Source organism: Symbiopectobacterium purcellii (assembly GCF_052050035.1).
GTDB classification, from domain to species: domain Bacteria; phylum Pseudomonadota; class Gammaproteobacteria; order Enterobacterales; family Enterobacteriaceae; genus Symbiopectobacterium; species Symbiopectobacterium purcellii_A.
This window is the reverse complement of the sequence record NZ_CP189882.1, coordinates 3,438,673-3,464,208: the sequence shown is the minus strand read 5'-3', so window position 1 is coordinate 3,464,208 and position 25,536 is coordinate 3,438,673. Positions and strand designations below refer to the sequence as shown.

Below are 25,536 nucleotides of genomic sequence, written 5' to 3'. Positions count from 1 at the left end.
CACAGACAGAAATGTCTGTTCTGGCCAACGCATCGAGCACAGTCAGAAATGACGTCGCTGAAGCACAGTTAAAAACATCTATGTGGTACCACAGGGGGATAAATGAGCTATCTGGGAAGCAAGGCGGCATCTGGCGCGTATCAGAAAATCATTGCCAATATGCCGCCGCATGATACTTACATTGAAACTCATCTGGGCAGTGGCGCAGTGATGTTCCATAAACCGCAAGCATTGCGGAACTATGGCGCAGATTTGGATGAAACCGCGCGTACACAGACGTTGCAGCGTTGGAAAGACCGTGGAATTAAGCCGCCTAGCCTTGATTTTTTTCACGGTGATGCAGTCTATTTTCTGGAAAGCCTGAAACAGAACGGGTCGATAACTGGTGTGCCAGCTTTTACCAAACAGGGGAGGGTGCTGGTCTATTGCGATCCGCCTTATATGCCTGAGACTCGCACCAGTCGCGCCCGCTACCGTTATGAATATATAGCCAAGCGACATTATTTTGATAACAGCCAGCTATGCTTCTTTGCCGCATATCAGGGCATAGGATGTAATCATTTTTAAGTCGGTTGGCTATACCGTTGCCGATCATGGACGCTTGTTGGCCTGCCTTATGGGCCTGCCGGAAAACGTCAGCGTAATTCGGTCTGGTTATCCATCACCGTTTTACGACGAGACGTTAACAGGCTGGCGCAGTATGGAATTTCAGGTCATGACGCGCGGCGGTGTCCGTACGGAAAAAATCTGGATGAACTACCCTGACGGTGCGGCGTACAGTGCGGCTTTTGCGGGAAAAGACTATATCGATCGGCAACGCATCAAGCGCAAGGCGGAACGGTGGAAATCCAAATATGCCGCGTTGCCCCCGGCGGAACGGCTGGCGATCATGACTGCGCTCAATGAAGTAGATGGATAATAAACGGGTGTTTTATCTATTTTGCTGTCGAAATCACTATAAAATCGGCAGCTAGGTGATTTTGTTGTTCAAATCACCCTTAAAATGAGCAACAAAAGCATCAAATGAACCTGCTTTGATAGCCTGCATGGTTTTAGGTTATCATTTATACATAACGAATGCGCCGCTACCACCATCAATAGACCACATGAGGTTAAAATGAAAACCAGAGCTAAACAAATGGCTACGCAGGCAATCGTTGCAGCCCTGACCGCCTCGCTGGCCCCAGTGCCCTCCAAGAGCACGATCCTTCCAACAAACGCCGTCGAAGTTCAGAGTGACGACAGACTTGCACCCACACTGACCTTTACCCTTGAGAGTGAGGAAATTTTCTTGCCGCTTTCTGAGGCAACAACTTACCTGCAAAGTCTTAACGCTCATAAACGCAGATTACTGAACGAAGTGATAGCTGAACGTGAAGCCAGAGGCGAGGGGGCGCTATTTTCAAAACCAGCAAGTATGGTGAAAGTGGTCGAGAGCAACATCGCCCAGTGTCGCCGTGTTAAAGATGCAATACGTATTGCATTGAAAACGGAAAATTTGGCGGCCCACTTCCCTGATGTTGCCGAGCGCGAAAATTTTAAAGCAGAACTTGTTAGGTTCGGGAAGGCGATAGCGACCTCTGAGTCTCTGGCGAGCAATATATTGTCAGCAATGGCGCAAAGTTTACCCCCAAAGAAAACCTGCCAACCTGAAGGCATGCCATCCGCTGATGAAGTAAAAGCCATGATCATTGCGGAGCATAAAAAATTGGGGCTTTCCGCGCCGGTGTTTTCATCATGACGGCAAGTGTTTCTGTGCATGACGATACCGAACACCCGGAGTTAGCAATAGCATATGCCAGACTGCTGCAACATTGGAAAAGAACATCAATATTACCCTCAGTCTTGGGTCGCGATGGAATGTGGGAGCTCAACAATCGCACCTGTGATTCTCAGATCCACAAAATACACATCCGTCTTCCTGACGAAACGCCTTGGAAAGGCAGCAAGGCACAGATAGATCGCGTATCCAATCACTACCTTGTGTACGTTGAGCATTGGCTTGACGGTGATCAGTACCAGGTAATCAGCATTATGTCACCCAACGCCCATGAGCTGGCGCCCACATCTTTTCTGGCTGAATTAGAAAGAAGAGCAGAAGAATTTCAATCATCCCTGTGATCATTTTGCCTCGATTCATACAATGACGGGCATAGCCCCCCAAAGACACCGCCGTTACTGGCGTTTTTTTTTGCTTCTCGATATGACAATTCTCACTGCACAATGCCGCACAATTTTGCACAAATTTTTTGATGCTATTTTTACCCTTTGCGCCCTGTGTCGGCGCGGTTTGGGCTGAGATCTGCACGTGCACAAAAACACGCAGGTTTGCTGCGCGCAGGTGACGGGGGGAGAGCCCCCGCGAAAGGGGGTGGGTAGGGTCGGCTTGATCCCTCAATATGCTGATGGATTTCCGCCGTGCTGCGTGATTGTTTCGCGTTTGGAGAGACCGCGCGCAGACTCACACCATCGCCTCACAGCGTGGCGTTGAGGCGCATTTGTGCGTGGGTGTTTTATAGGGGAAATGCGGGTACTTCAGCGGGCTTGCGCTATCGCTGGCGTCAATACTTTTGAAGGAAAACCGCCACAGGGCGCGGCGGTGAAGTGGGTGATTATTCAGCCTTCAGCAAGGCGTAAGGGTTGAAGCGGATCACTTCCATACCCAGCCAGTCATTCACATGCTTCAACGCTTCCATGACCGGCATCAGTTCGTTGATGGCAAACACCCGCGCCGCTTTTTCAACGTCACCGAATGAGCCATTGCCCTCCGGCATGGCCCCCATCAGTTGCGGCGGCACACGGTGCGCGGCAAGAATATCGTCCCGAGTGACAGACTTGATATTCAGGAATTCATCCTTGGCCGATATCTGACTGAACGGGATGATTTGTACCCCCTTCTCTCCCCCGCCAGGCGCGTGCAATAGCAGGTTTTTAAAAGCCCCTTTGCCGCGCGCGTCGGTCAGCGTCTTTTTCACGTTCTCCATGCTCTTGTCATCAACCTGCGATGCACCGATGTAGATGATGCACCCGGCGTGCGATCCATTGTCGTAGTAGAGTTTGCGGAACATGTCGGCGGAGTGTGACAAGCTGGCCGACAGCATGGCCCCGATGTACTCCGGCATGCCGTAGATTTCCTGATGAATATCCGGGTTGATCACATGGCACACGCTGCCGGTATCAAACTGATGTTCGTCTTTCCACTGGCGGATAAACCAATAGGTTTCCAGGTCACTGCCACGCCGGGTGTACTTGGCCGGGACATGGCGCAATGACAGCACACCGCCGAGGCGGTTGATCCTGCGCTCAAGGTAGCCATTGCCAAATACGAACCAGTCCAGCACAAAGGCGGAGAACGCCTGCCGCGATAACAACGGGTGCGGAATAAAACACCCGGTCAGCGCATTGCGTTTGAAATAAAGCGCTGACTGATGCCAGGACGCGCTACCGAATGAACGCGCCAGCCCGTACCAGTCAATCGGGGTTTCGTAATAACGCCCGTTATCCGCGCAATACATGTTGTCCAGCAGGTCATAGCTGTCACGCACCGGATAAGGGCCGTCGAACGTGAACGCGCTTAAACCGGGTTCGCTTTTCAGTGCGGTAGCAACGTCCGGTTGCGTGGCCGTGTCGGACATGGCTGTGCTGGCCGTCCGTGTGTAGTGCTGTTTCTTGCCCATCAGAACTCCATAGCAAAACCGCCGCCGCCGAATTCCTGGCCGAGCGGTTCATTGATGATTGATAGCATGGTTGACCAGGCCAGATCGCCGTGATTTGAACCGCGCGTGCGGTCAGAGTCATAGGTAATAATGCCGCCGGGGGTGGTGATGCGGCGCACAGTGTTAAAGGCTTTGATAAGGGCTTGTTCGCTGCGGTCATACTCCCAGCGCCCCGCGCGGATCACCTGCAACATCTTCAACACCAACGCGCGTTTTGACGACACCGACATCAGGTAACAGACAGCCGCCGGAAAGAACTTTTTCACCAACTGCCAGACCGCTTCCCCGATGCCGGTGCCGTCAATGGCAATGTGCTGTACGTTGTATTTGAAGGTCAGCGCCTCGATCACTTTGGCTTGTTCTTCAAACTCAAGCCCGCGTATCTGCTGGGTTTCGATGGTGCGGAATTTTCCCCCGGCTACCAGTGGCGGCACGGTCACAGTAATGCCACCGCTGTCACCGTTACCGCTGCCGCCGTTGGCGTCATAACCAATCCACACCCCGCGATCGGCCATGGGGCGGGAAGCAAACGACTTCCAGTCCGGCCACTCGTCGTAACCGTCTGCGCCGCAACTGAACAGCAGGTTAAGGTTAAAGGCGCTCTCCCCATCACGCACGAAGTCACAGCAATACAGATTCTGATATTCGTCCGGGCTCTTCTCATCCTTGATTTCTTCAATATCGGTGTATTCCCAGCCGTGATCGATAACGTCTTGCAAGGTAACAATCTGCCGCCAGGTTTTATCGGGGCACAGCAAGCCGCTGTTAAGTGCTTTCCAGGACACATCAAATTCAGCTTTTTGTGCTTTGCTGCGTTTTTCATTCCAGCGTGCGCCGGTCCAGAACGGGTAGGCCTCATGGGTTTCACTGGAGGGGGTAGAAAAATAGGTGCGGGTGAGTCCTTTCAGGGTTGCCATGGCCCCGGCGACACTGCTCAGGTTGGCAAAGTTGCTTGTCCAGAAGAATTCATCAAAGAACAGGTTGCCGGTATAAGACTGTGCGCTAGCAGCAGCGGTGCCGAGAAAATGCAACTCCGCACCGTTACTCAATACAATTTTATCGCCGCCTTTTAATTCAACATCGACCTCTTGCGCCGCCTGTTGAATAAAGCCCCGGAACTGAAGCGCCTGGCGGCGTGACGCCGACAAAAAGATTTGGTTGCGCTGATAGCCGTATTTCACATCATCACGCAGCGCTTGCAACAGGGCTTCACGGGCAAAATACCAGGTTGCGCCAATCTGGCGCGACTTCAGGATCATCCGGTTACGGCGTGCGCGCTCTGCGTACCACCCCGTTTGATGCCAGGCCAGCGAACCCAATATCTTTTCACGCAATGCGGCGATCTGCGCTTCTGAAAAATGGTTCTTGGCCTTGCGCTGGCGCGGTTTCTTGCCGCCTGCGGCGTCTGCTGGCTGGCCGTCGCTCAGCGTTTTCAACTGCCGCGTTAGGGCGTCCATTTCTTTCAGGTCGCCGCCGGTCTTATTCGGCTTTTGCGCAAGCTGGCACAGGCGTGTATCGATGGATTGGCTAACACGCTGGATGGTCGGCGTTTCGTCCCATTCGTCGCGTTTCTTCCAGGCATACACCGTGTTTTGATTGATACCCATCAGGCGCGAGATTTCCGCCGGTGGGTAACCCTGCCAGTAAAGTTGTTTTGCTCTTAGCCTTACAAAAGCGTCCTGGATCATGCGCTTTCCCCCTTTGCCGGGAAGATTACCGCGCGCGCGATCCTGTCTGCGCTGCCTTTCGGGTCTGGCGCGTCGGCGACAACAAAACCGCGTTGAGACAGCACGTTACGCTCTGCCATCATGATGCCACTGACACCACATGACAGGACAAACAGGCATGAGCGCAACAACCAAACCCGCCCGTAAGAAATTCCGGGTCGCTGTCTCCGGCTCGACCGTTGACGGGCGCGAAATCAGCCCCGAACACTTGCGCGACGCCGCCGCCAGTTACCGCACTGATGTGTATGGCGCACGCGTCAACGTAGAGCACTACCTTTCGATGCTACCCAATAGTGAATTTGGCGCGATGGGGGATGTGACCGCGTTAAGCACGGAAGATATTAGTGAGGGGCCGCTTGCCGGACGCACCGCACTCTATGCGGAAATCGAACCTTCAGCGCGCATGAAGCAACTGACGGATGAAGGCAAAAAGGTGTACTCCAGTATTGAGTTACATCCTCAGTTTGCGCTCAACGGCAAGGCCTATGTTGTGGGGCTTGCCATGACCGACACCCCGGCCAGCCTTGGCACTGAGCGCCTCAAGTTTGCCACCCAGCAACGCGCCCAAATCCAGGCATTCAACCAGCAGCAAGGTGAAGCGCCGCTGTTTTCTGACGCCCTTGAGGCGGACATCGTTGAACTTGCCAGCCAGCACAGCGATGAGGGGAAGCAGTGGTTTTCCCGCATGATGCAGGTCATTGGCAAGGGCCGTAAATCTGACAGCGAACAATTCACCCAGGTACGTGAAGTGGTGGAGAACGTCGCGCAATCCCATGCTGACCTGCTGGATAAATTCAACGATCTGACGACGCAGCGCCAGCAGGACGGCCAGAACATTCAGAAGCTGAATACCGAGCTTGCCGCGCTCAGGCAAACGCTGGCGACACAGGATCACAGTTTCACCCAACGCCCAGCAGCCCCCGGAGCAACCAGCGGCGCACAGTTGGCCGATTTTTAAGCCCCGTTAAGCGAGAAAAGCGAACATGGAAAATAACACCCGTAAACTTTACAACGAATACCGCGCCCGTCAGGCACAGCTTAACGGTGTGCAGCCTGGTGATCTTGCGGCAACCTTCAGTGTTGAACCGTCGGTGCAGCAGCGCCTTGAACAAGCCGCCATGGAAAGTGACGACTTCCTGAAACAAATTAATGTGTTTGGTGTTAAAGCACAGGAAGGGCAAAAGATTCTGATCGGCAGCAAAGGGCCGATTGCCAACACCAACAGCAGCAGCGACGGCACCTCACGCCGTAACCCGGTAGATAACCATTCCAAAGAGCCGAGCAAATACCATTGCCGTCAGATTAACTACGATTCAGCGGTTAATTATGCCCAGCTTGATGCCTGGTCACAGCAGCCTAACTTTCAGGCGCTTATCAGTCAGGCGAATGCGCGGCAAATCGGCCTTGACCGCATCATGATCGGTTTTAACGGCACCGCCTACGCTGAAAAATCTGATCGGGCGGCCCATCCGTTATTGCAGGATTGCGGCATTGGCTGGTTGCAAAAAATCCGCAATGAGGCGAACCATCGTATTATCAAAAATGTCACGCTCACCTCGCGTGATGAGGATAACAAGGTGATCGCCAAAGGCACCTACGGCAACATCGATACTGCCGTTTTTGATGCCAAAAACAGCCTGTTGGACTCCTGGCACCGCAAGGCACCTGACCTTGTCGTCATCATGGCGTCTGATCTGCTGACCGCAAGCAACTTCCCCAAACTCAACGCGCTGAGCCAGAGCAACCCCAACACCGAATTGCTGGCCGGTCAGTTGATTGTCAGTCAGGAGCGTGTCGGCGGATTACCCACCTTCCTCGCACCTTATTTCCCGTCGGGTGGGGTGTTAATCACCTCCTTCAAAAATCTGTCGCTTTACTACCAGTTGGGTGGTCTGCGCCGCAGCATGATTGAAGAGCCGCATTACAACCGTATTGCGACCTACCAGTCTTCTAACGATGACTTTGTGGTCGAGGATTACGGCAAGACGGCCTTTATCGACGGTATCCAGTTTGCCAAGGCGAAGGCAGAAGGCGCTAGCGAGATGAAGGTAGAAGGCGCTGGTGAATAATGCACGGCGGGGGAAACCCCGCCCTAACGGGAGATAACGCGATGCTGACACCAGCGCAGCGACATTTTCAGCGAGTAATGGCCGAACGGCGCGGGCAGGTTGATGAGCAATCGGACATCGCACGCACGGCCCATGAAGAGATATTGCACCGCCTGCGCCTTGATATGGCGTCACTGAGCCGGGTGCAGTCGGACGTCACCAAAGCCGACATGAAGAAAGCCATGCTGCCCGCCTATGCGGGCTGGATTGACGGCACGATCGAGGGTGACAGTGGGCGTCAGGATGAAGTGATCGCCACCTTGATGGTATGGGCGGTTGACTGTCAGGACAACGCACTGGCGCTGAAGCTGGGGCGCTATGTGGTGAGGCATGGCCTGTCTTTGCCTGCCGACCGGTTCCGCCGCGATGCGGTCACCGTATTGGTTGAGGAAATGAGTAACCCGGTGCTGGCACTGGCAACCACCGACGCAGAGGCCGACCTGAGCGGCTATACCGCGCCGCTGGATGAGGTCGCGGAAATTGTCACCGGCAAAGATATGCCCGATGAAGTGCGCGCCAAGCTGTGCAAAGCCCGTGCGTTCTCGCGTCGCGCAACCCGCGATGCCGAAACCAAGGGCGAAGTGCTGAAGTTGTTCCGTGAGGCTATCAGCCTCAACCCTAACGCCGGGGTGAAAAAAGAGATCGCCGGGCTGGCACGTGAGCTTAAGACGCTGATGCCCGCCGGTGATCAAACGGCTACGGATGACGCAGGCCAGGAGGACGCCACGGTAACCGATACCGTTGATGCCTCCCGCATCGCGCCAACGGCAGCCAGTGAAAACACGGCGGCGGCCAAACGCACCACGGTGCGTAAAGGTACGCGCAAAACGGCAACGGGGAAAACACCCCGGCCAGGTAAAACCACCAAACAGCATTAACGACTTCGGCCCCGTCCGACAGGCGGCGCGCGCGGTTTCCTGCCCGTTACGGTCTTTTGACCGCGCGCCCACCGCCTGACTTTTGGGAGATGTGATCATGAGCCTGGTAGCACAAAAACGCGTTACCCCTGCGGACAGTGACGTGCCAGACATTGACGATGGCGAGGCCAGCGTGAGCGCCGGTGATTTCTGGCCGCCTATCCTGCTGCGTGAATTGCGTCTTGCGGTGCGTATCACGGGCGGTATTACCACCACGCGCCTGATGCATGTTGCTACAGAAGCGGTGATCCACGTTACCGATCAACTGGCTGACTGGCAGCACGTGCAGGTATCCGCCGGTTATCCCACGTTGCAGGCCGTACCAGCGCGTGAGGTCAATAGCGAAAACGTGAAGGTATACCGCTACAAGAATGCGGTTTACGCCCTCAGTCGTGCGGCATTGTTAGAGCGTCATCGCGATGTGGATACCACGCCAAAAGGTGACAAGGAAACGGACACCTTCGAAAAGCAGGTTGACGATCTGTGGCGTGATGCGCGCTGGAGCATTGCCGATATTCGCGATGCGCAACGACTGTTTGCCGAGTTGTGCTGATGAGGGTTAACGCGCTTCAGGGTGACACGGTGGATCTGCTGTGTTACCGCCATTACGGCACGTCGCAAGGGGTTACCGAGCAGGTGATTGCCGCCAATCCGGGCCTGAGCCGTCAGATTTTCCTTAACGCCGGTCAGGCGGTGGAGTTGCCGGACATTACCCGCAAAGCAGAACAGGAAACGGTGCAGTTATGGGATTAAGTGATTTGCAACGCCTGAATGACTGGGTGACCTTCGCCATGTCAGCCATGGTCACCGGTATAGGCGTGATGACCGTCAGTGAAAAAGTGGCGCTCGCTGGCCTGATTGTCGGTGTGATCACCGCCTGGCGCGCCTGGCTGTTCCGGCGTCGTATCGAGCAGGCACAACGCCGCCGTAATGATTTGATTGAGCAGATATTACGCCAGGCTGAACACCGCAGCATGACAGAGTCAGAACGCCGTGCCGTTGCCATTTTGCATCAGGGAGACGTTGACGATGAAAGCCATTGTTAAACGTTGCTCTATCGCCCTGATTGTTGCACTCGGCGTCACGCTCACCCCTGGCGCTTTGCGCACCTCGCCGGAAGCGCAGCAAAAAACCGCCCGTTGGGAAGATTGCCGCCAGTCGGCCTATTACTGCCCGGCGGGTGTGCTGACGGTGGGGATTGGCGCTACCGGCAAGGTGCAAAAACGCGAGTACAGCAACGAAGAGATTGCACGACGCTGGGTGAACGATATGCAGCGGGCAGAAAACTGCATCAACAGCAGTTTTGAGGGGCAAGCCATGCCGCAATCGCCCTTTGATGCAATGACCGATGCGGCGTTCAACGTCGGGTGTACCGGCCTGATGTGGTTTACCAACGCGCAGGGCAGCAAGCAGCGCACCACGATGTGGAAACATGCGCAGGCGCATGAGTGGGTCGCGATGTGCGGCCGGTTAACCGACTTTGTTAACAGCGGCGGCCAGCGCTCCACGGGTCTGGTGGATCGCCGTACCGACTTCAAAGCCTGGTGCCTGCGCGATGTGAGTACCACGCCATGAAGCGGGTTGCCGAGCTTGGCGTGTTGCTGGCATTGGCCGTTGCCGGTTTGCTGTGGCAGACCTACCAGCGCGGCATTGATAGCGCCACCCGTGAGGCGTTGATGACCCGCGCTAACCGGCAGAGGGCAGTCCTGGCAGAAGTGCGGGCGCTGAGTACCGACACGCAAAAGAGGCTGGCCGAGATACGCGCCCGTGACCAACAACGCAATGCACAAGGGGAAGAACGCCGTGAACAGATGGGCTCTGCTATGCAAGCCGATACGTGCGCTAACACTGTTGTGCCTGCTGCTGTCAGCGACAGCCTGCAACAACGTGCCGCACTCCACCGCGGGAAGCATCGTGGCGGAGCCGATACTGGAAAGCCTGACCAACCCGACGCCGACACCCGCACTGCGCACGCCGGTGACCTGGGGCGGGATCGCACTGTGGAGTGATCAGTTGCGTGACGCGCTGGACACCTGCAACGACGACAAAGCCGCTATCGGCGATCTGTATCTGCGCCGGTTACAGCGTATCAATGCCGCAGCGCAAAGCGCCCACTAGGAGAACACCATGCTGAAAATTGATTCATTGCGCGATGCGCTGACCACGGCTAACACCTGGTGCCGTGCCAATCCTGAAGGGTTTACCGTCTTTGTTGAAGAGGGCGGCATTGAAACCACGGGTGAAACACCGTCCTTTGTCTATCGCTATTCACTGGTGCTGTTTGTGATGAATTTCACCGGCGACATTGACGATGTTGTTTTGCCGCTGATGGCCTGGCTATGGCAAAACCAGCCTGATTTGCTGCTTAACCCGGAAAAAAACCGTGATGTGAAATTCACTACGCTTATCAACAACGACGACAGCGCCGATGTGCTCTTTGAAATCCCGGTACGGGAACGGGTAAAAGTCGTGCGTGCCGATGATGGCACCTTGAACGCTGAGCACTTACCGGAACCCCGTCCGAGACGAGGTAGTAGCGAATGGGATGCGGTACTTCAGGATGTGAAACGGAGCGATCCGGTATGACAGATAACCGCTTTCACGCACTGGATGCCGTCTTTGATGACATGCTTTCCGGGGTATCTGCCGCTGGCCGCCAGAAAACAGCGCGCCAGATAGGCCAGGCGCTGCGCCGTAGCCAGCAACAACGCATCAAAGCACAGCAAAACCCCGACGGATCCGCCTATCCGACTCGCCGCCGCAAGGTATTGCGTGCCCAGCAAGGGATCTCGTTTGTCTGGCAAGGCCAGGTGCGCCACCTGAAAAACTGGCACGGCGCGCGCGGCAAGTATGGCCGCACCCTGACCGGTTTTGATACTGAGCGCAACGATATTCGCACCTTCTACCGCAGTGACATTGAGCGTTATATCGACATCAACACCCAGGCGGTACGGCGCACAACCACCCAAAAAGCCCCTATGTTTCAGCGCCTGCGCGGTTATCGCTTTCTGAAGATGCGCGCGGATAGCAACGGGGTGCGCGTCGGCTTTGACGGCGTTGCCGCCCGTATCGCACGGGTACACCAGTTCGGCCAGCACGATCAGATTGGCCCCGGCACCTTTGCCAAATACCCGGTGCGTGAATTGCTGGGCCTGTCACCCGCCGACCGACAGGTGATTGAACACGCCGCGATCAACAGCCTAGGGAATGCCGCCCGATGAGTGCCGAATTAATGCGCCTGCTGGCGAATATCTTACGTGTTGGCGTGGTAGCGGAAGTGAACCCGGAAACCTGGCGCGTGCGTGTCAAAAGCGGCGAGTTGCTCACCGACTGGTTACGCTGGAATACCCAACGCGCCGGTGCGTTCAAGGTCTGGATCCCGCCGTCGATTGGCGAGCAGGTCTGGTTAGGGTGTCTCGGCGGTAACCCGGAAACCGCCGTCATTATCGGCAGCCTGTACAGCGACGAGAACCCCGCGCCGGGTAGCAGTCTGCAAGAGATTGTCATTACCGCGCCGGACGGTGCCCGCTTTCGCTATGACGCTGCCGCCGGTGCACTGGAAGCCGTCGGCATGAAAACCGCACGGGTGAGCGCAGCAACCCGTATTACCCTGGATACGCCGGAAGTGATTTGCACCAACAAGCTGACGACCGGCACGCTGGAAGTACAAAAAGGCGGAGAAATGCGCGGCAGCATTGCACACAGCGGCGGTGCGTTTACCTCCAACGGCGTGCAGATTGACAATCACGGGCATGGCGCAGTGCAGCGCGGTGGCAGTTGGACGGAGGGCACCCAATGAGCGCGCGTTATACCGGCATGAACCCCGACGGCGTTGGCGTGCTGACGGATACCGATCAGCTATGGCATTCCGTGCGCGACATTCTCACCACGCCGCTGGCGTCTCGCATCATGCGCCGTGAATACGGCAGTCTGGTGCCTGATTTGCTGGATGCGCCGCAGAACGCCACAACACGACTGCAATTGATGAGCGCGTGCGTGATTGCCCTGGCGCGCTGGGAGTCGCGGATCGCGCTGAATGCAGTCGATATCCGGTTTTCACCCACGGGCGCAACAGAGGTGGAACTGTCCGGCCTGATCACCGAAAGCATGCAAACCGTGCGCACCACAGTGCCGCTCAAGGGGGCATCCAATGGCAACCGTTGACCTGTCGCAACTGCCCCAACCGCAGATCATTGAAACGCTAGATTTTGAAGTGATCCTTCAGGAGGTTAACGCGGTGATGATTGCGGCGTTTCCGGTGGAGCAACGCGCCTCAGTGGCGGCCGCGCTTGAACGGGAATCCGAGCCGTTAAACGTGATCGCGCAGGTCATCGCCTACCGTGAAATGATGTTGCGCCAGCGGATTAACGAAGGGGCGGCGGCGTGCATGCTCAGCCACGCGGTGTCCTCGGATCTGGATAATCTGGCGGTGAATCTTGACACCCAACGCCTGACCATCACCGAAGCCACTGATACTGCTGATGCGGTGATGGAAAGCGACAGCGCATTCCGTCTGCGCGCGCAATCTGCCTTTGAAGGGTTAAGCGTGGCGGGCCCGACCGGTGCCTATGAATTTTTTGCCAAGAGTGTGAGCGGCCAGGTGGCCGACGCTAAAGCAATCAGCCCGTCACCGGCCACGGTAGTGGTATCCGTTCTCTCGACGCAAGGGGATGGCAGTGCGTCAGACGGGTTGCTGACACAGGTTAACGCGGCGCTCTCTGCGGAAGATAAACGCCCGGTGGCTGATCGGCTGACGGTACAGAGCGCAGAGATCATCAGCTACGCGATAAACGCGCGGCTCTACCTCTACCCCGGCTCGGGCTCGGAGCCCATCACCCATGCCGCACAGGATTCACTGCGTGACTGGGTGAGTAACCAGGGCAAGATTGGGCGTGATGTGGCCCGCTCCGCGATAATGGCCGCCTTGCATGTGCAAGGTGTTCAGCGCGTTGAAATCATCACGCCTGCACAGGACATGGTGATCGGTGACACTCAGGCGGCGTATTGCACGGGTTTCACCCTGCTGGAAGGGGGCACGGATGAATAACGATCTGTTGCCCCCCTCTGCCAGTGCCTTTATGCGCCATGCCGCAGCGGCCAGCCACATCCTGACGGAAATGGCGGTCGATCTGAATACCTTGTGGGATGCGGAGAAATGCCCGCTAGATCTGCTGCCCTTTCTGGCCTGGGCGTTGTCTGTTGACCGCTGGGATAAACGCTGGTCAGAGCAAACCAAGCGACAAGTGATTAAGTCTGCCTGGTTGATACACCGCCAGAAAGGCACCATTGCCGCGCTGCGCCGGGTGGTCGAGCCGTTTGGTTACTTGCTGCGCGTGATCGAATGGTGGCAAACCGGCGGCGTGCCGGGAACCTTTCACCTTGATATCGGTGTGCAAGACAGCGGTATTACTGAAGAAACCTTTTTAGAGATTGAGCGGCTGATTGCTGACGCCAAGCCGCTTAGCCGTCACTTGCTGGGACTCAATATCACGTTGGATACGCAAGGTGCGGCCTATGTCGCGGCCAGCGTTTACGACGGCAATGATTTGACCGTATACCCCTATTTCCCTGAAACCATCACCGTGTTTTCACCGGACTGCATCGGTGCAGGCATTCACGTGATTGATACGATGAGCGTAACCGTATGAGTACAAAATTTTTTGCCCTGTTAACCAACATTGGCGCGGCCAGGCTGGCAAACGCGACAGCGATCGGATCACGTCTGGATATCACCCATATGGCCGTCGGTGACGGCGGCGGCGTATTACCGACGCCAAACCCGGCACAGACCACGCTGATTAACGAGAAACGCCGTGCGGCCATCAATAGCCTGCGCGTCGATCCCGACAACGCCAATCAGATTATTGCCGAGCAGGTGATCCCGGAAAACGAAGGGGGTTTCTGGATCCGTGAACTCGGTCTGTTTGATGCCGAGGGAAATCTGATTGCGGTTGCCAACTGTGCCGAAACCTATAAGCCGCAGTTGCAGGAAGGCAGCGGACGCATTCAGACCGTGCGCATGATTTTGATTGTCTCCAGCACAGAAACGGTATCACTCAAGATTGATCCGGCGGTAGTGCTGGCAACGCGTGGCTATGTGGATGAGGCCATCGCTACCCATGAAAAAAGCCGTAAACACCCGGATGCCACGTTGAAAGAAAAAGGTCTGGTGCAACTGAGCAGTGCCACCGATAGCGCCAGCGAAACGCTGGCCGCCACGCCCAAAGCCGTGAAAGCGGCGAACGATAATGCCAATGGGCGCGTACCGTCTGGACGCACGGTAAATGGTAAAGCGCTGTCGGCAGATATTGCGCTGGGCGCTGCTGATGTTGGGGCGTATACCAAGGCGGAAACCGACACGAAAGTCAATGCGGCTACTGATGCGGCCAATAATGCCGCGACGGCTGCTGCCAGTGCCAACGATAACGCTGATAGCCGTGTACCCGCACGGCGCAAGGTGAACGGCAAGGCGCTGAACGCAGATATCACGCTGGCTGCTGGCGATGTCGGGGCATACTCCAAGGCGGAAACCAACACCGAATTAGAGAAGAAGGTAGATACCACTCAGTTGCAGAAGTCGCAAGATGACACAACAGCGGGCGCATTGGTTATCAATGGTGGGCATGGACTTGGTGCAAATGCTCGCCCTCGTGCTGCTGGTGCAACTGGCGGCGCTGCGGGTTGCGGGTTCTTTAGCTATCAAGCTAACAACGCCGATAATCCCTTTGGTGGCACGGGAGCATCGGGGATTCATGTGCAGGAGTCCACAACCTACGGTTGGGATTTGCTCGGGCGTGATGGTGGTGGCATGGATTTCAGGCTGCGCCAGATAAATAACGGCGTTGCAAGTGCATGGTCTACGCTGTGGACAAGCGCAAATCTTGTTAAGCAATCAAGCGCATTTGACGGAACAACGGGTTCTGTGATGCTTAACGGCGCGTGGGGCTGGGGCGGTAATGGTCAAGCCGTTAATTATAATGAAGCCACATTGTTAGCTTGGTTTAGAAGCGCCAGCACAGGAAGCCGTGTTTTTAGAAATGAATCAGGCGCGAACCCGTACAGCAAAAGGTATTCTCCTTCATTCATAATTAGATCCGGTGACACATGGGCTGCAATGTCTATTGGGTATGCCGTCTCTGGGGACTCAGGCGGAATTGTTGTTACCTCCGGGAACGTTCTTGGTACTGCAACCATCAGCCAAGAATTGTGGACAAACCAAAACCTACCAAACCCTATATCAGCATCGGAGTTTGCAGGTATTCCGCTCCCGTTCCCTGGGGCTGTTGCTCCATCGGGTTTTCTGAAATGCAACGGACAGGCGTTTGATAAAACAACCTATCCGATTCTCGCGGAGCTCTACCCATCCGGTCATTTACCTGACCTGCGCGGCGAATTTATTCGTGGCTGGGATGATGGGCGCAAGGTTGATACCGGACGAGCGTTGCTGTCATCTCAGGGCGATGCGATTAGAAACATCACAGCCACCAGGAACGGCGTTGCGGAATGGTCCGACGGCGAAGACATGGGGGCATTCTCAACAGTATTTAAACATGAAACCCAACTCGCTAAGGGATCCGGTTTTTGCCAATGGGGTAGCCTGACTTTTGACGCATCAAAGGTTGTCCCTACGGCAGCAGAAAATCGCCCACGCAATATTGCCTTTAACTACATTGTGAGAGCAGCATAATGAGCAACTATTCCACTGATATTGAGACTGCCGAATTAGGCGAAAACGGACTCAGCAAAAAAGCTGGCTGGATCACTGTCTATCATGTCAATCAATACACTGGTGAATACCAAAGCGCGAGCATGGAATACCTCATGCTCGGTGTAGGCCTTCCCGCACACAGTTACCCCGATAAGCCAGAGTTACCGCCTGCTGGGCAAGCTCTACGTCGCACGGTGGATGGCAAGTCGTGGGAGTTCTTGCCAGATTATCGCGGACAAACGGTTTACAGCACGGAAACGCGACAGGAGCAGACGGTTACTCAATTCGGCGAACTGCCGGATAATGTCACGCCGCTGAAGCCAGAAAGTGAGTTTGATACGTGGGACGGTAAAAAGTGGGTGACAGACACGCAAGCCCAGCAAGCGGCAGAATCACACGCTGCGCAGCAGGCAGCGCAACAAGCGTTAACCTCACGCCTTGCCGTGGCGAATGCGCGTATTCTGACATTGAGTGATGCGCTGGATCTGGATATGGCAACTGACGAAGAGAAAGCAGCGTTAACGAAATGGAAAACCTACCGGGTGATGTTGAACCGTATTGATGTCAGTACTGCGCCTGATATTGACTGGCCGCCTGTGCCACAGAAGTAATATTCCGCACGTAAAAGCCCGCCACACTCGGCGGGCTCTGTTTATCGAGTACAGTTATTTTTATCTATGCTTCAGCACGGTCAATACCGACTGTGCTGGCCATCAAAATAACCCTTTCACCGCGTTCACCGCATCGTTAGCGCTACTGCGTGCATTGTCCATCAGATCGCTGAATGACGAGGATTGCAGCCGCTCGCGCAAATCTTCATCACAGCGCTGAAAGCTCAGCGAAAACGCTATCTTTTTCGCCTTGCCATAGCGGTCAAGTTCGGTGCGCGTTGTCTGCATGCCGGTGAGCACATACATGCCATAAATCTGCCCGGTGCCCTCAATCAACGGCCAGGGGCGGCCGCTGTACGCCTGGGTATTCAGAGCGGTTAATGACAGCTCGCCGCCGGTGATTTCCGGGTACAGAACGCCGTCCAGCGTGATCTGATCTTCCCCCGCGCCGATGTACTGCCACTTTGCCGAGCGGTTAATACGCTCATTTTTAACGTGCCGCCATTGCTTTGACTGGCGTAGCTGCTGGTGTGGCAAGGTTTTCAGTTCAAACACAAACAGCCCGTAAACCATCATCATGGTGACTTTCTCCAGTTAATCCGCGTCTCTGAAACTGCCGCGCTTCATCCGCTCAAAGCGCGCCAATTCAGCGTTAAGTTTTTCACTGACAATGCGCCCGATTTCGCGCGCGTCCTGCCGCTCTGCGCCGTGCAGATGGACATGGATTTCAGGCGGGAGCGCGCCCACTGCGGAAGGTAACGCCGGTGCGCGGTTGACGGGGGCCACCGGGGGAAGCGCTGCCTGAAGCACGGGTTGCGATGCGGCAACCACCACGGGGCGCGAGGCGATCGCCGCAATATCAGCATTAGGTTGCATTGCCAATGTGGCGGGGCTGGCACCGGTTTTAACCGTTGGCAGGCTGGCAAGCCGGGATCCCTGCCACTCACCCCGCACCGCCAGTGCGCGCGGCAGGTTTTTAAAGATGATATCGCCGGGGCCGATCTTCTTCGTGTTGTCAGCTGTCGCTTTGGTGTTGCTGTCAATATTCTGCAACCGCCGCATTGTGCCGTTATCACCGGTTAGCGGCGGTTTGTATCCGGGGGGGAGAGGGGGCCCAACAAACGGACTATTTCCGTCTGGTTTGGGTGACCCGTTCCAGCCCTTTTGCACCATTTTTTTCTGCTGCGGATCCCATTCCCACATAACGGGATCCTTCTTCAGGCTTTCCGCCTTGATGCGCGCCGCTTCCAAACCGGACGGGATAAGGTCGAGTTTTTCCAGTACCCAGCCGATCCCCTCCATCAGTTTTTGCAACGGCCACAACAACACAGTGAGTGCGGCACCTAACACCCGGCCAAAGGTTTCACCGGCTGACGTGCATTTTTCCAATGCCTGACGGCTGCTATCCACCGGTGTGAACAGTTTCATAAACCCGTCCCACACTCGGCTAACCGCATCACCAATGGCACCGAAAACCAGCGTCAGGGTAAAAAACGCATCGCGGAACGGCGCAAGCTGCTGCATGATGCCGCTGAACATACCGCTGAAAAAGGCTTTGATAGGCTCCCAGTTACGCCAGATAAGCACACCGACACCGACGAACGCGGCACCAATCAGCCCTATCGGGCTTAACAGCGCCGACAGCGCACCACCCAGCAGGGACACCGCACCGGTGATAATGCCCCCTATCGCAGGCAAACCGGTGAGCCGCAACAACAGACCGCCAATGCCTTTACCCAGCGACGCCAACGCCGAAAGCGGTGAGGTGAATACAGAAAACAGCATGCCGCGCACCGGTGCCAACAGCGCAGGCAACCGGGAAAAGCCGCCCGATAGCGTTTTCATTATCTGCGACCAGTCGCCAACGCGCGCCATTGAACCGCCCGCCACGCCGCCCAGCGTTTGAAACATCGTGATCGCGCCGCCAATGCCGCGCCCACCGGTCAATAACGTAAAACCTAATTGCAGCTTTGCCAGCGGCCCCAGCAATAAACCCGTAGCGAGCGAGGTGGCCCCAATAGCCGCCGTCAAGGCTAAAGCACTGCCGCCAACAATCAGCAGTGTCTGTGTCAGCTTGGGGTTTTCTTTGGCCCATAGCATCATGCGGTTAATAACTTCACTCAGGCCTTGGGAGAGTTGGCGCAATGGCCCATCAATCGTCTCTGCTATTTGAATGCGAAACCCTTCCCAGGCGCTATCCAGTTCTTTTAGATCGCCACCCAGGTTATCAGCCATCACCTTGGCGGCTTTTTTTGCTTCACCGCTGGCGTTTTTCAGTTCTTCCAGCAATTTCTGTAATTCACCCTTTCCGGCTGACATCACCAACGCCTGAAATGATTTTGCGGCTTCTTCACCGGCAATATCTTTAAAGAAGGAGAGTTTATCGGTATCGCCGTACTGACTGATTTTTTTGTATAGGTCAGTAAGAACCACTTCGGCAGGTCGCATTTTTCCTGCTGTGTCAGCGACTTCTACTCCCAACTCTTTAAGTGCATTTTTTGCCTTGCCAGTGGGTGCAGCAAGACGTGAAAAAGTAGTCTGTAAGCCCGTACCGGCAAGACTTCCGCGCAGGCCCACATTAGCCATAACGCCGATCATGGCTGTGGTCTGTTCTACGCTGACGCCAAGATTAGAAAGACCCGTACCGGCGTATTTCATCGCCTCACCGATATTCCGTAAGTCGGTATTGGTACGAGTGAAAGCGCCGGTTAGCACGTCACTGACGCGATCCATTTCTTTAGGATCAAGGCGGAACTGAGAAAGAATATTTGAGCTAATATCGGCGGACTCGCCTAAACCCATACCGCCGGCCAGCGCCATATTGAGCACGCCAGGCAAGGCCGCCTGGATAGCCTGTGGGGTAAAACCGGACATGGCAAGGAACGCCTGGCCGCTGGCCGCGTCGCGGGTGGTAAAGGCCGTTTCTGCACCGAGTTTTTTCGCCTGGGCCCGCAAGGCTGACAGTTGCCGATCGTTCTTATCCAGCCGCGTGAGCGCCTGGACGCGTGACATTTCCTCATCAAAGCCCACCGCAGGCGCTAGGAACTGCCCGCCCATATAACCGCCCGCCGTTGCACCCGCTACCGCCATGGTGCCGCCATTACGCCTCTTTTGCGCGGTCTGCTGCATGCGGTCATAGCGTGCGCGCGCCTGCGTTACCGCGGCCAGTTGCCGCCGCTCTCGCTCTAACGTTTTATTGTATTGTTCAGTGCGCCGGATGGCGCTTTGAATGGTGGCCGTGCTTCCTGTCAGCGATACGCCATGACCGCGCAACGCCTGCGCGCTGGCACGCAATTTAACCATTTCCTGATCGCGCGTCGCATTAAGGCGTTCCATTTTCGCCGCCAGGGCGGCCATCTGTTCGCGCTGTTTGTCTGTCAGTACGGTGCCGTTGCGTTGGGCCTTGTTGAGTCCGTCCAGAGAACGGCCCGCCTCATCAATCTGACGCGAGGTTTTTTGCACGCTGTCGCGCAGGCGGTTAAAGGTTTTTGACTGCTTGTCCAGATCGTTAATGGCGGACTGGGTTTTCTTGAGGGATTCAGTCAGACCGCCCGCACTCTGGCGGGCGGCATTGACCGGGCGGGTTAAACGGTCTATCGCGCTGAACGCAACGCGGATATCAAGGCTTTTCATCGTCACTGGCTCCACTGCGGATAGCCGCCCGTTCGCGCCAGGCTATCACCTCGCCCAGATCCATGCTGAAGAGTTCAGAGGGCGGCCAGTTAAAAACAACGGCAATATCGGCGACCAGATCGTCAATCTGGTCAAACAGCAGCAGGGTTATGCTGTCTCCGTCTCCGCCTCGCTCGCTTCGCCAGGCACCGGCGGTACCAAAAAAGGCGTCAACGTCTCCGCCAGTTGGAAAAAATCGCGGGTATCCATGGCGTTGATTTCTGCCAGCTTCAGCCTGGGAGACGTGACACGGGTTAACAGCGTGGTGACTGAATCCGCATCCATATTCAGCACATTGACCAGACGCAGGCCACGCAGTGAACCGGCCTGTTTGATCTCGTCGGTAATGGCGACGCGGGTGATTTTATCGGCATCCCGTACAATCGGGGTGAGCAGTGTTACGGCGTTATCGTTTTTCTTACTCATCGTTCTGTTCTCCAGGCGGCCAGAGTGACCGCCATCAGTGCGGTTAATCAGCTACCGAGGCCCAGCGCAGAGGTAATGCGATCCGGGTAAATGTTTTTGCCGTCTTTCTTGTAGATAAAGTTCAGCAAATCAATTTCGATAATCGGTTGATCGTCAATCGACAGTTTGTAGTAGGTGTTCTTCAGCGCGTAGGTGACAGCGGTGTCATCACCTTGTTTGGCTTCTCCGCTGTCAATTTCAGTCACACGCCCGCGCATTTCCACTTCCACTAACAGGCTTTCCCCGTCGGTGTAATATTCACCGGCAAAGCGCAAACGGGTTTCATCAATACCGCCGCCGTATTCCTGCAACAGCGTCTTGACCATACCGCCAACCACCATTGATGCATCCAGCGCGCCACCCTCCAGACCGAGATCGACGGCCGCCGATCCAATCATGCCGCCGCCCTGAAAATCTTCCGTCTTGCGGGTCAGTTTGGGCAGCGTGACAGACGTCACTTTACCGATTTGGTTATTGCCGTTCACAAAGACGGTGAACAGGCGCAATTTATGCGGGATTGCCATTATTCACCTCCCAGCGATGAAAACGCGCGGGCAAAGTAGTCATCCGTGAAGGTCTGGTACAGCGTCAAATCTTCCAGCGGCGGCACGGGCGTGTATTTATAGCGCACGCGGACTTGACCCTGACGCAACCCCGTTGTGGGGTTGTCCTCAATGTCAAACCAGCAAGCCGCGCCGATCAGTTGCCCTTTTGTCACCAATGAACGGAGTTTGCCTGAAATACCGCTGACCACGTCTTTTACGTTAGCCGGGGTAAGGGGTTCATCCACGCTTTCAAACTGCGCTTCCGCAACACTGTCCGCGAGAATTTGCGCCGTGCGGGTATACACTTCAAAGCGGTATTTACTGGTGTCCGTGGTGCGGTTGCCCCAAAACCGAAAACCGTTGCGCTTGATAAGCGTAGTGACCTCTTTGCTGTTCAGCGCGTTGGCGTCGCTATCTTCTGCCTGCAATGACCAGAACACATCACGGGAAATGCCCAGCACGTTATTCACCGGCACGTTGGACAGTGACTTATGCCAGCCCTGATCGTTGTCGATGGCCGAACGCAAACCGCAGGCATACGCCGGGGCCGGAAAGGTTTCATTCTCACCGGTCAGCGGGTTATAGGCGATAAAGTCCGGCCAAATCAGCATTAACTCGCGATAGGCAAATTTCGCACGATAGGCGATAGCCTCCGCCATTGTGGTGCAGCCATGGCACCCGGCATAAACAAAGGCCCGCAGGTTCTGCGCAATGCCGCACAGTGCTGCGGTCACTTCCTCAGCGTCATAGTCGGGAACGGCCAGCACGCGCGGGCGGTAGTCCACTTTTGCCTCAGCTGTCAGCAAGGCATACATACCGGTGTAGCTGCCGTCAGCCAGCGTGCCGCCGATAATCAATTGCGATTGCGTCTTTTCGCCGTCTTCCGTTGCTGCCGCGACACGCACCACAATGACTTTGGGGCTGGTCTGGTCAGAAATGGCTTTCAGCGTTTTGTACAGGGAGCCGGTTTTACCCGCCTTACCAAGTACCGCATTAACCCGTGTCAGTAGCACGGGGGTATTCAGGGGAAAGGTATCCGGGTCTGCATCATCCGCCACACACACCACGCCAACCACACTGGAATCAATGTCATTGATTGCGGTAACGAGGTCGGTATTTTCGCGAACGCGGGCACCGTGGAAACGTGTCTCGGACATGTTAACCACCATTACGTTGTTGAGTTCGCGGTGATAATCCCCCATGTTTGGCGGCGACTCACGCCGTTTGCGGTCTGACAAGCGGGCGACAACAAAAAGCCATTTTTCCCCGCTCGCGCGCGTGAAATCATGCGACAAAACACGGGGGCGATATGGCACTTTCAGGATTGGCAGACACGTTGACCAGCAAGGTCACGGATTTCAACAACACCCTTACCGATGCGGTAAAAGTCCCGGCGTTTAACGTGATGCTGGGCGGAAAATCGCTTACAGCATTAAGCGACCGTCTAATGTCGCTCTCTCTTACCGATAATCGCGGGTTTGATGCTGACCAGGTGACGATCTCACTCGATGACACCGACGGTCTGCTTGGTCTGCCCTCACGTGGGGCAGAGATTGCGCTGTCCATTGGCTGGATGGGTGAACCGTTGATTTACAAGGGGCTGTATACCGTTGATGAGATAGCCCATGAAGGCCCACCGGATGTACTTAACATCACGGCACGCAGCGCCGATTTTCGTGATGAATTTAACGTTAAGCGTGAGGTGTCCTGGCACGATGTGACCGTTGAGCGTGTGGTGTCTGCTATCGCGCACCGTTACGGGCTGAAAGCGCAAATCAGCGACATGCTGATGAGCATTGAGATTGACCACGCCGATCAGACACAAGAAAGCGATATGTCGTTTTTAACCCGCATGGCCGAAATGTTAGGCGCGATTGCCACGGTTAAAAATGGGGCGCTGTTATTTATTCTGCCTGGCGGCGGGGTAACGGCATCCGGTAAAGCGCTGCCATCATTCAGTATTACCCGCAGCAGCGGTGACGGGCACCGCTTTCGCATTGCGGATCGTGATGCTTACACCGGCGTGCGCGCCTACTGGCTGGATCTTAACTTTGGCAAAAAAAAGAAAGTCAGTGTAAAACGGCGCAAAACCCAGGCCAAACCGAAAAAGGAGAAAAGCAGCAGCCGTGAGGGCGAATACATGGAAGGGGCCGACGGCAACGTGTATGTGCTGCGTAAAACCTATCAAAATGAAACCGCCACCAAACGTGCAGCGGCGGCAAAATGGCAACAGCTTCAACGGGGTGCCGCCGAGTTCTCTATCACCCTGGCGCGTGGCCGCGCTGACCTGTACCCGGAAATGCACGGTACCGTCACCGGCTTTAAAGCAGAGATTGATAATCAGGAATGGATTATTTCACGCGCGGAGCATGTGATTGACGGCAGCGGTTTTACCACGCGTCTGGAGCTGGAAGCGAAAATATCTGACTGGATTGCAGAAAGTGAATAGAATAACCGTGAGTTCAACTCCCGCAGGGGAGCATATTATGTTCAGATGTCCATTTTGCGGCGCTATGGCCCGCACCCGTACCAGTCGTAAAATCACAGATATGACAATCCGGCAATATCACCAGTGCCAGAATCTGGAATGTAGCCGATCATTCACCACGCTTAACAGCGTGGAAAGGGAGGTAACCAAGCGTGCAGGTACAGCGCCGTTGCCGCCTGACTTTATCCCGCAGGATGCGTTTCCGGCGTCGCACTATGGGCGCGATCAGTTAAATTTGGCGCTTTGATCTTTAACCCCCGCAACGGCGTACAAGGCCCCAAAATTGGGCCCTTGATTATTCGATGTGGACGTTATTTGGGTAAGCGCCCCATGTAGGACGTCTTCCGGAATTTATGGTTTCGTTGTAGGCCGCAAACCAACGAATCACATAACACCATTTAATTAATTGATTTTTTTTAATTAATTACTTGTTATCGACGGGGTTGGTTTGAATAAAATGAAGTTAGTGCGCCCTGTCACCATTGATAGTGTCCACTTAAATTTAAGTGGACACTATCACAGCTTGGTTTTTTTCATGGGTTGTCATAATTCCTCTACAAAACAATGAATTAGAATAGTGCGTAGTGAACCATCGCATACACCATATCAGTCAACGATTCAAGACGTCCTACATGGGGTGCTTACTTATTTGGACACTGAGAAATAAGGACTGTAACAATACGGATTTGAAATGTGGTCAATTATAGGGCAACAATAAATAAAAAACCATATTAATCAATGTTTTATGCGTATTATAAAGGCCGCTCAAGCGGCCTTTTTTTTGCCCGCCTGCTTTGACCACCACCCTACTCCCACTGCGTCCCCCCAGACACAAGAGGGTTGATCTTGTGCACGAAGAAGCGCACAATAAGTTATGTTATAACATAACAATGGGGTTTTTAATGAAAGCGAATATCCACCCGCACTACCGTACCGTAGCCTTTCACGATACCAGTGCTGATGCGTATTTTATGGTTGGCTCAACCATCCAGACAGACCGCACCATCGAACGGGACGGCGTAACCTATCCCTATGTCACGATTGATGTATCGTCAGCATCGCATCCCTATTACACCGGAAAACAAAAAGAGTATGCCAAAGAAGGAAGTACGGCACGGTTTAACAAGCGTTTTGGCCATTTTTTAAAATAGCGAAATATGTAATTTCCAGCGGGAGGAAGTATGCAGGTTCTCAGTTCATTACGTTCGGCAAAAACACGCCATAAAGATTGTAAGGTTGTGCGCCGGCACGGGCGGGTTTATGTTATTTGTAAGACAAATCCACGTTTTAAGGCCGTGCAAGGCAGAAAGAAAAAACGCTGACAATGGCAGCAGCGCACCGTTCAAGCCCTAGACCTGCCCAGGGCTTTTTATTACATATCAATGTGTTAATAAAAGCCCACTCCCAACCACTCACGCCATTAATTTCCTTTCTGCGGGTGATGATAAAGCCAGCCAAGTAACCTTTATAAGATAATTCTCGCTCAAATTTGTAAGATAATTTAATAAAGTAATATTATGAAACACAGTATCACTTATTATATATATCGGCTATACAGCACGTCTATCTGATTAAATAG

The 25,536-nt window shown here is 54.8% G+C and carries 32 protein-coding genes and 1 pseudogene; 23 read left to right on the top strand and 10 right to left on the bottom strand.

The features are described 5' to 3' along the window. The first annotated feature begins 102 nt into the window (after positions 1 to 102). The 3 genes and pseudogenes from ACQGXV_RS23740 to ACQGXV_RS23730 all read left to right on the top strand — a co-directional run bounded on the left by ACQGXV_RS23740 (position 103) and on the right by ACQGXV_RS23730 (position 2,121). Positions 103 to 919, top strand: a pseudogene (locus ACQGXV_RS23740) (DNA adenine methylase). Between the two features lie 198 nt (positions 920 to 1,117). Beyond that, a complete protein-coding gene (locus tag ACQGXV_RS23735; protein ID WP_440863374.1) occupies positions 1,118 to 1,741 on the top strand; it encodes an iron-sulfur cluster assembly scaffold protein SufA in 624 nt (207 codons plus the stop codon). Next, a complete protein-coding gene (locus tag ACQGXV_RS23730; RefSeq protein WP_440863373.1) occupies positions 1,738 to 2,121 on the top strand; it encodes a type II toxin-antitoxin system YafO family toxin in 384 nt (127 codons plus the stop codon). Before ACQGXV_RS23735 ends, ACQGXV_RS23730 begins: the two co-directional genes overlap by 4 nt. Here the strand turns inward: ACQGXV_RS23730 and ACQGXV_RS23725 are convergent. The 4 genes from ACQGXV_RS23725 to ACQGXV_RS23710 all read right to left on the bottom strand — a co-directional run bounded on the left by ACQGXV_RS23725 (position 2,033) and on the right by ACQGXV_RS23710 (position 5,574). Further along, positions 2,033 to 2,398 (bottom strand): hypothetical protein, encoded by a 366-nt coding sequence (locus ACQGXV_RS23725; protein WP_440867834.1) that lies wholly within the window; start codon positions 2,396 to 2,398, stop codon positions 2,033 to 2,035. The genes ACQGXV_RS23730 and ACQGXV_RS23725 overlap by 89 nt on opposite strands. A gap of 214 nt (positions 2,399 to 2,612) precedes the next feature. Next, entirely contained in the window at positions 2,613 to 3,677 is a 1,065-nt protein-coding gene (locus tag ACQGXV_RS23720; protein ID WP_440863372.1) for a phage portal protein, read from the bottom strand. Beyond that, positions 3,677 to 5,404, bottom strand: coding sequence for a terminase large subunit domain-containing protein (locus tag ACQGXV_RS23715; RefSeq protein WP_440863371.1), 1,728 nt, complete (start codon positions 5,402 to 5,404; stop codon positions 3,677 to 3,679). The genes ACQGXV_RS23720 and ACQGXV_RS23715 overlap by 1 nt, the downstream gene beginning before the upstream one ends. Next, positions 5,401 to 5,574, bottom strand: coding sequence for a hypothetical protein (locus ACQGXV_RS23710; protein ID WP_440863370.1), 174 nt, complete (start codon positions 5,572 to 5,574; stop codon positions 5,401 to 5,403). The genes ACQGXV_RS23715 and ACQGXV_RS23710 overlap by 4 nt, the downstream gene beginning before the upstream one ends. Here ACQGXV_RS23710 and ACQGXV_RS23705 point away from each other — a divergent pair. The 16 genes from ACQGXV_RS23705 to ACQGXV_RS23630 all read left to right on the top strand — a co-directional run bounded on the left by ACQGXV_RS23705 (position 5,562) and on the right by ACQGXV_RS23630 (position 16,787). Beyond that, positions 5,562 to 6,401 (top strand): GPO family capsid scaffolding protein, encoded by an 840-nt coding sequence (locus ACQGXV_RS23705; protein WP_440863369.1) that lies wholly within the window; start codon positions 5,562 to 5,564, stop codon positions 6,399 to 6,401. The genes ACQGXV_RS23710 and ACQGXV_RS23705 overlap by 13 nt on opposite strands. Before the next feature lie 25 nt (positions 6,402 to 6,426). Next, positions 6,427 to 7,512: a phage major capsid protein, P2 family gene (locus ACQGXV_RS23700; RefSeq protein ID WP_440863368.1), complete on the top strand. Its 1,086-nt coding sequence runs from the start codon at positions 6,427 to 6,429 to the stop codon at positions 7,510 to 7,512. 41 nt (positions 7,513 to 7,553) lie between these two features. Next, positions 7,554 to 8,429, top strand: a complete 876-nt coding sequence (gpM, locus tag ACQGXV_RS23695; protein WP_440863367.1) for a phage terminase small subunit — start codon at positions 7,554 to 7,556, stop codon at positions 8,427 to 8,429. A gap of 97 nt (positions 8,430 to 8,526) precedes the next feature. Continuing rightward, the gene (locus ACQGXV_RS23690; RefSeq protein WP_440863366.1) at positions 8,527 to 9,021 is read left to right on the top strand and encodes a head completion/stabilization protein; all 495 of its coding nucleotides are present in this window, start codon (positions 8,527 to 8,529) and stop codon (positions 9,019 to 9,021) included. Beyond that, the gene (locus ACQGXV_RS23685) at positions 9,021 to 9,221 is read left to right on the top strand and encodes a tail protein X (RefSeq protein WP_195315501.1); all 201 of its coding nucleotides are present in this window, start codon (positions 9,021 to 9,023) and stop codon (positions 9,219 to 9,221) included. Before ACQGXV_RS23690 ends, ACQGXV_RS23685 begins: the two co-directional genes overlap by 1 nt. Beyond that, a complete protein-coding gene (locus ACQGXV_RS23680; protein ID WP_440863365.1) occupies positions 9,212 to 9,514 on the top strand; it encodes a phage tail protein in 303 nt (100 codons plus the stop codon). The genes ACQGXV_RS23685 and ACQGXV_RS23680 overlap by 10 nt, the downstream gene beginning before the upstream one ends. Further along, positions 9,498 to 10,043, top strand: a complete 546-nt coding sequence (locus ACQGXV_RS23675) for a lysozyme (protein WP_440867348.1) — start codon at positions 9,498 to 9,500, stop codon at positions 10,041 to 10,043. The genes ACQGXV_RS23680 and ACQGXV_RS23675 overlap by 17 nt, the downstream gene beginning before the upstream one ends. A gap of 192 nt (positions 10,044 to 10,235) precedes the next feature. Next, positions 10,236 to 10,586 (top strand): Rz1-like lysis system protein LysC, encoded by a 351-nt coding sequence (gene lysC, locus ACQGXV_RS23670; RefSeq protein WP_440863364.1) that lies wholly within the window; start codon positions 10,236 to 10,238, stop codon positions 10,584 to 10,586. Between the two features lie 9 nt (positions 10,587 to 10,595). Beyond that, positions 10,596 to 11,054 (top strand): phage tail protein, encoded by a 459-nt coding sequence (locus ACQGXV_RS23665; protein ID WP_440863363.1) that lies wholly within the window; start codon positions 10,596 to 10,598, stop codon positions 11,052 to 11,054. Then, positions 11,051 to 11,689 carry a phage virion morphogenesis protein gene (locus ACQGXV_RS23660; protein WP_440863362.1) on the top strand — a complete coding sequence of 213 codons (639 nt, stop codon included), beginning with the start codon at positions 11,051 to 11,053 and terminating at the stop codon, positions 11,687 to 11,689. Before ACQGXV_RS23665 ends, ACQGXV_RS23660 begins: the two co-directional genes overlap by 4 nt. Further along, positions 11,686 to 12,267, top strand: coding sequence for a phage baseplate assembly protein V (locus ACQGXV_RS23655; protein ID WP_440863361.1), 582 nt, complete (start codon positions 11,686 to 11,688; stop codon positions 12,265 to 12,267). The genes ACQGXV_RS23660 and ACQGXV_RS23655 overlap by 4 nt, the downstream gene beginning before the upstream one ends. Next, positions 12,264 to 12,632, top strand: a complete 369-nt coding sequence (locus ACQGXV_RS23650; protein WP_440863360.1) for a GPW/gp25 family protein — start codon at positions 12,264 to 12,266, stop codon at positions 12,630 to 12,632. Before ACQGXV_RS23655 ends, ACQGXV_RS23650 begins: the two co-directional genes overlap by 4 nt. Further along, a complete protein-coding gene (locus ACQGXV_RS23645) occupies positions 12,619 to 13,515 on the top strand; it encodes a baseplate assembly protein (RefSeq protein ID WP_440863359.1) in 897 nt (298 codons plus the stop codon). Before ACQGXV_RS23650 ends, ACQGXV_RS23645 begins: the two co-directional genes overlap by 14 nt. After that, on the top strand, positions 13,508 to 14,116 hold the full coding sequence (locus tag ACQGXV_RS23640; RefSeq protein WP_440863358.1) for a phage tail protein I: 609 nt from the start codon (positions 13,508 to 13,510) through the stop codon (positions 14,114 to 14,116). Before ACQGXV_RS23645 ends, ACQGXV_RS23640 begins: the two co-directional genes overlap by 8 nt. Next, on the top strand, positions 14,113 to 16,155 hold the full coding sequence (locus ACQGXV_RS23635; protein WP_440863357.1) for a phage tail-collar fiber domain-containing protein: 2,043 nt from the start codon (positions 14,113 to 14,115) through the stop codon (positions 16,153 to 16,155). Before ACQGXV_RS23640 ends, ACQGXV_RS23635 begins: the two co-directional genes overlap by 4 nt. Beyond that, positions 16,155 to 16,787 (top strand): tail fiber assembly protein, encoded by a 633-nt coding sequence (locus ACQGXV_RS23630; RefSeq protein WP_440863356.1) that lies wholly within the window; start codon positions 16,155 to 16,157, stop codon positions 16,785 to 16,787. Before ACQGXV_RS23635 ends, ACQGXV_RS23630 begins: the two co-directional genes overlap by 1 nt. A gap of 102 nt (positions 16,788 to 16,889) precedes the next feature. Here the strand turns inward: ACQGXV_RS23630 and ACQGXV_RS23625 are convergent, their stop codons facing one another. The 6 genes from ACQGXV_RS23625 to ACQGXV_RS23600 are packed head-to-tail and all read right to left on the bottom strand — an operon-like array spanning position 16,890 to position 22,626. Continuing rightward, positions 16,890 to 17,366: a phage tail protein gene (locus ACQGXV_RS23625; RefSeq protein ID WP_440863355.1), complete on the bottom strand. Its 477-nt coding sequence runs from the start codon at positions 17,364 to 17,366 to the stop codon at positions 16,890 to 16,892. Between the two features lie 15 nt (positions 17,367 to 17,381). Continuing rightward, entirely contained in the window at positions 17,382 to 20,420 is a 3,039-nt protein-coding gene (locus tag ACQGXV_RS23620; protein ID WP_440863354.1) for a phage tail tape measure protein, read from the bottom strand. Continuing rightward, positions 20,407 to 20,562: a GpE family phage tail protein gene (locus ACQGXV_RS23615; protein WP_195315513.1), complete on the bottom strand. Its 156-nt coding sequence runs from the start codon at positions 20,560 to 20,562 to the stop codon at positions 20,407 to 20,409. Before ACQGXV_RS23615 ends, ACQGXV_RS23620 begins: the two co-directional genes overlap by 14 nt. A 5-nt stretch (positions 20,563 to 20,567) precedes the next feature. Beyond that, entirely contained in the window at positions 20,568 to 20,885 is a 318-nt protein-coding gene (locus ACQGXV_RS23610) for a phage tail assembly protein (RefSeq protein ID WP_440863353.1), read from the bottom strand. Positions 20,886 to 20,932: 47 nt separating this feature from the next. Continuing rightward, positions 20,933 to 21,448, bottom strand: a complete 516-nt coding sequence (locus ACQGXV_RS23605; protein WP_440863352.1) for a phage major tail tube protein — start codon at positions 21,446 to 21,448, stop codon at positions 20,933 to 20,935. Next, positions 21,448 to 22,626: a phage tail sheath subtilisin-like domain-containing protein gene (locus ACQGXV_RS23600; protein ID WP_440867349.1), complete on the bottom strand. Its 1,179-nt coding sequence runs from the start codon at positions 22,624 to 22,626 to the stop codon at positions 21,448 to 21,450. The genes ACQGXV_RS23605 and ACQGXV_RS23600 overlap by 1 nt, the downstream gene beginning before the upstream one ends. A gap of 152 nt (positions 22,627 to 22,778) precedes the next feature. Between ACQGXV_RS23600 and ACQGXV_RS23595 the strand changes: the two genes are divergently transcribed. The 4 genes from ACQGXV_RS23595 to ykgO all read left to right on the top strand — a co-directional run bounded on the left by ACQGXV_RS23595 (position 22,779) and on the right by ykgO (position 25,279). Next, positions 22,779 to 23,918 carry a phage late control D family protein gene (locus ACQGXV_RS23595; RefSeq protein WP_440863351.1) on the top strand — a complete coding sequence of 380 codons (1,140 nt, stop codon included), beginning with the start codon at positions 22,779 to 22,781 and terminating at the stop codon, positions 23,916 to 23,918. 37 nt (positions 23,919 to 23,955) lie between these two features. Continuing rightward, the gene (locus tag ACQGXV_RS23590) at positions 23,956 to 24,204 is read left to right on the top strand and encodes an ogr/Delta-like zinc finger family protein (protein ID WP_440867351.1); all 249 of its coding nucleotides are present in this window, start codon (positions 23,956 to 23,958) and stop codon (positions 24,202 to 24,204) included. 655 nt (positions 24,205 to 24,859) lie between these two features. After that, entirely contained in the window at positions 24,860 to 25,108 is a 249-nt protein-coding gene (locus ACQGXV_RS23585; RefSeq protein ID WP_222159902.1) for a type B 50S ribosomal protein L31, read from the top strand. 30 nt (positions 25,109 to 25,138) lie between these two features. Continuing rightward, entirely contained in the window at positions 25,139 to 25,279 is a 141-nt protein-coding gene (ykgO, locus tag ACQGXV_RS23580; RefSeq protein ID WP_195315222.1) for a type B 50S ribosomal protein L36, read from the top strand. Positions 25,280 to 25,536 lie beyond the last annotated feature (257 nt).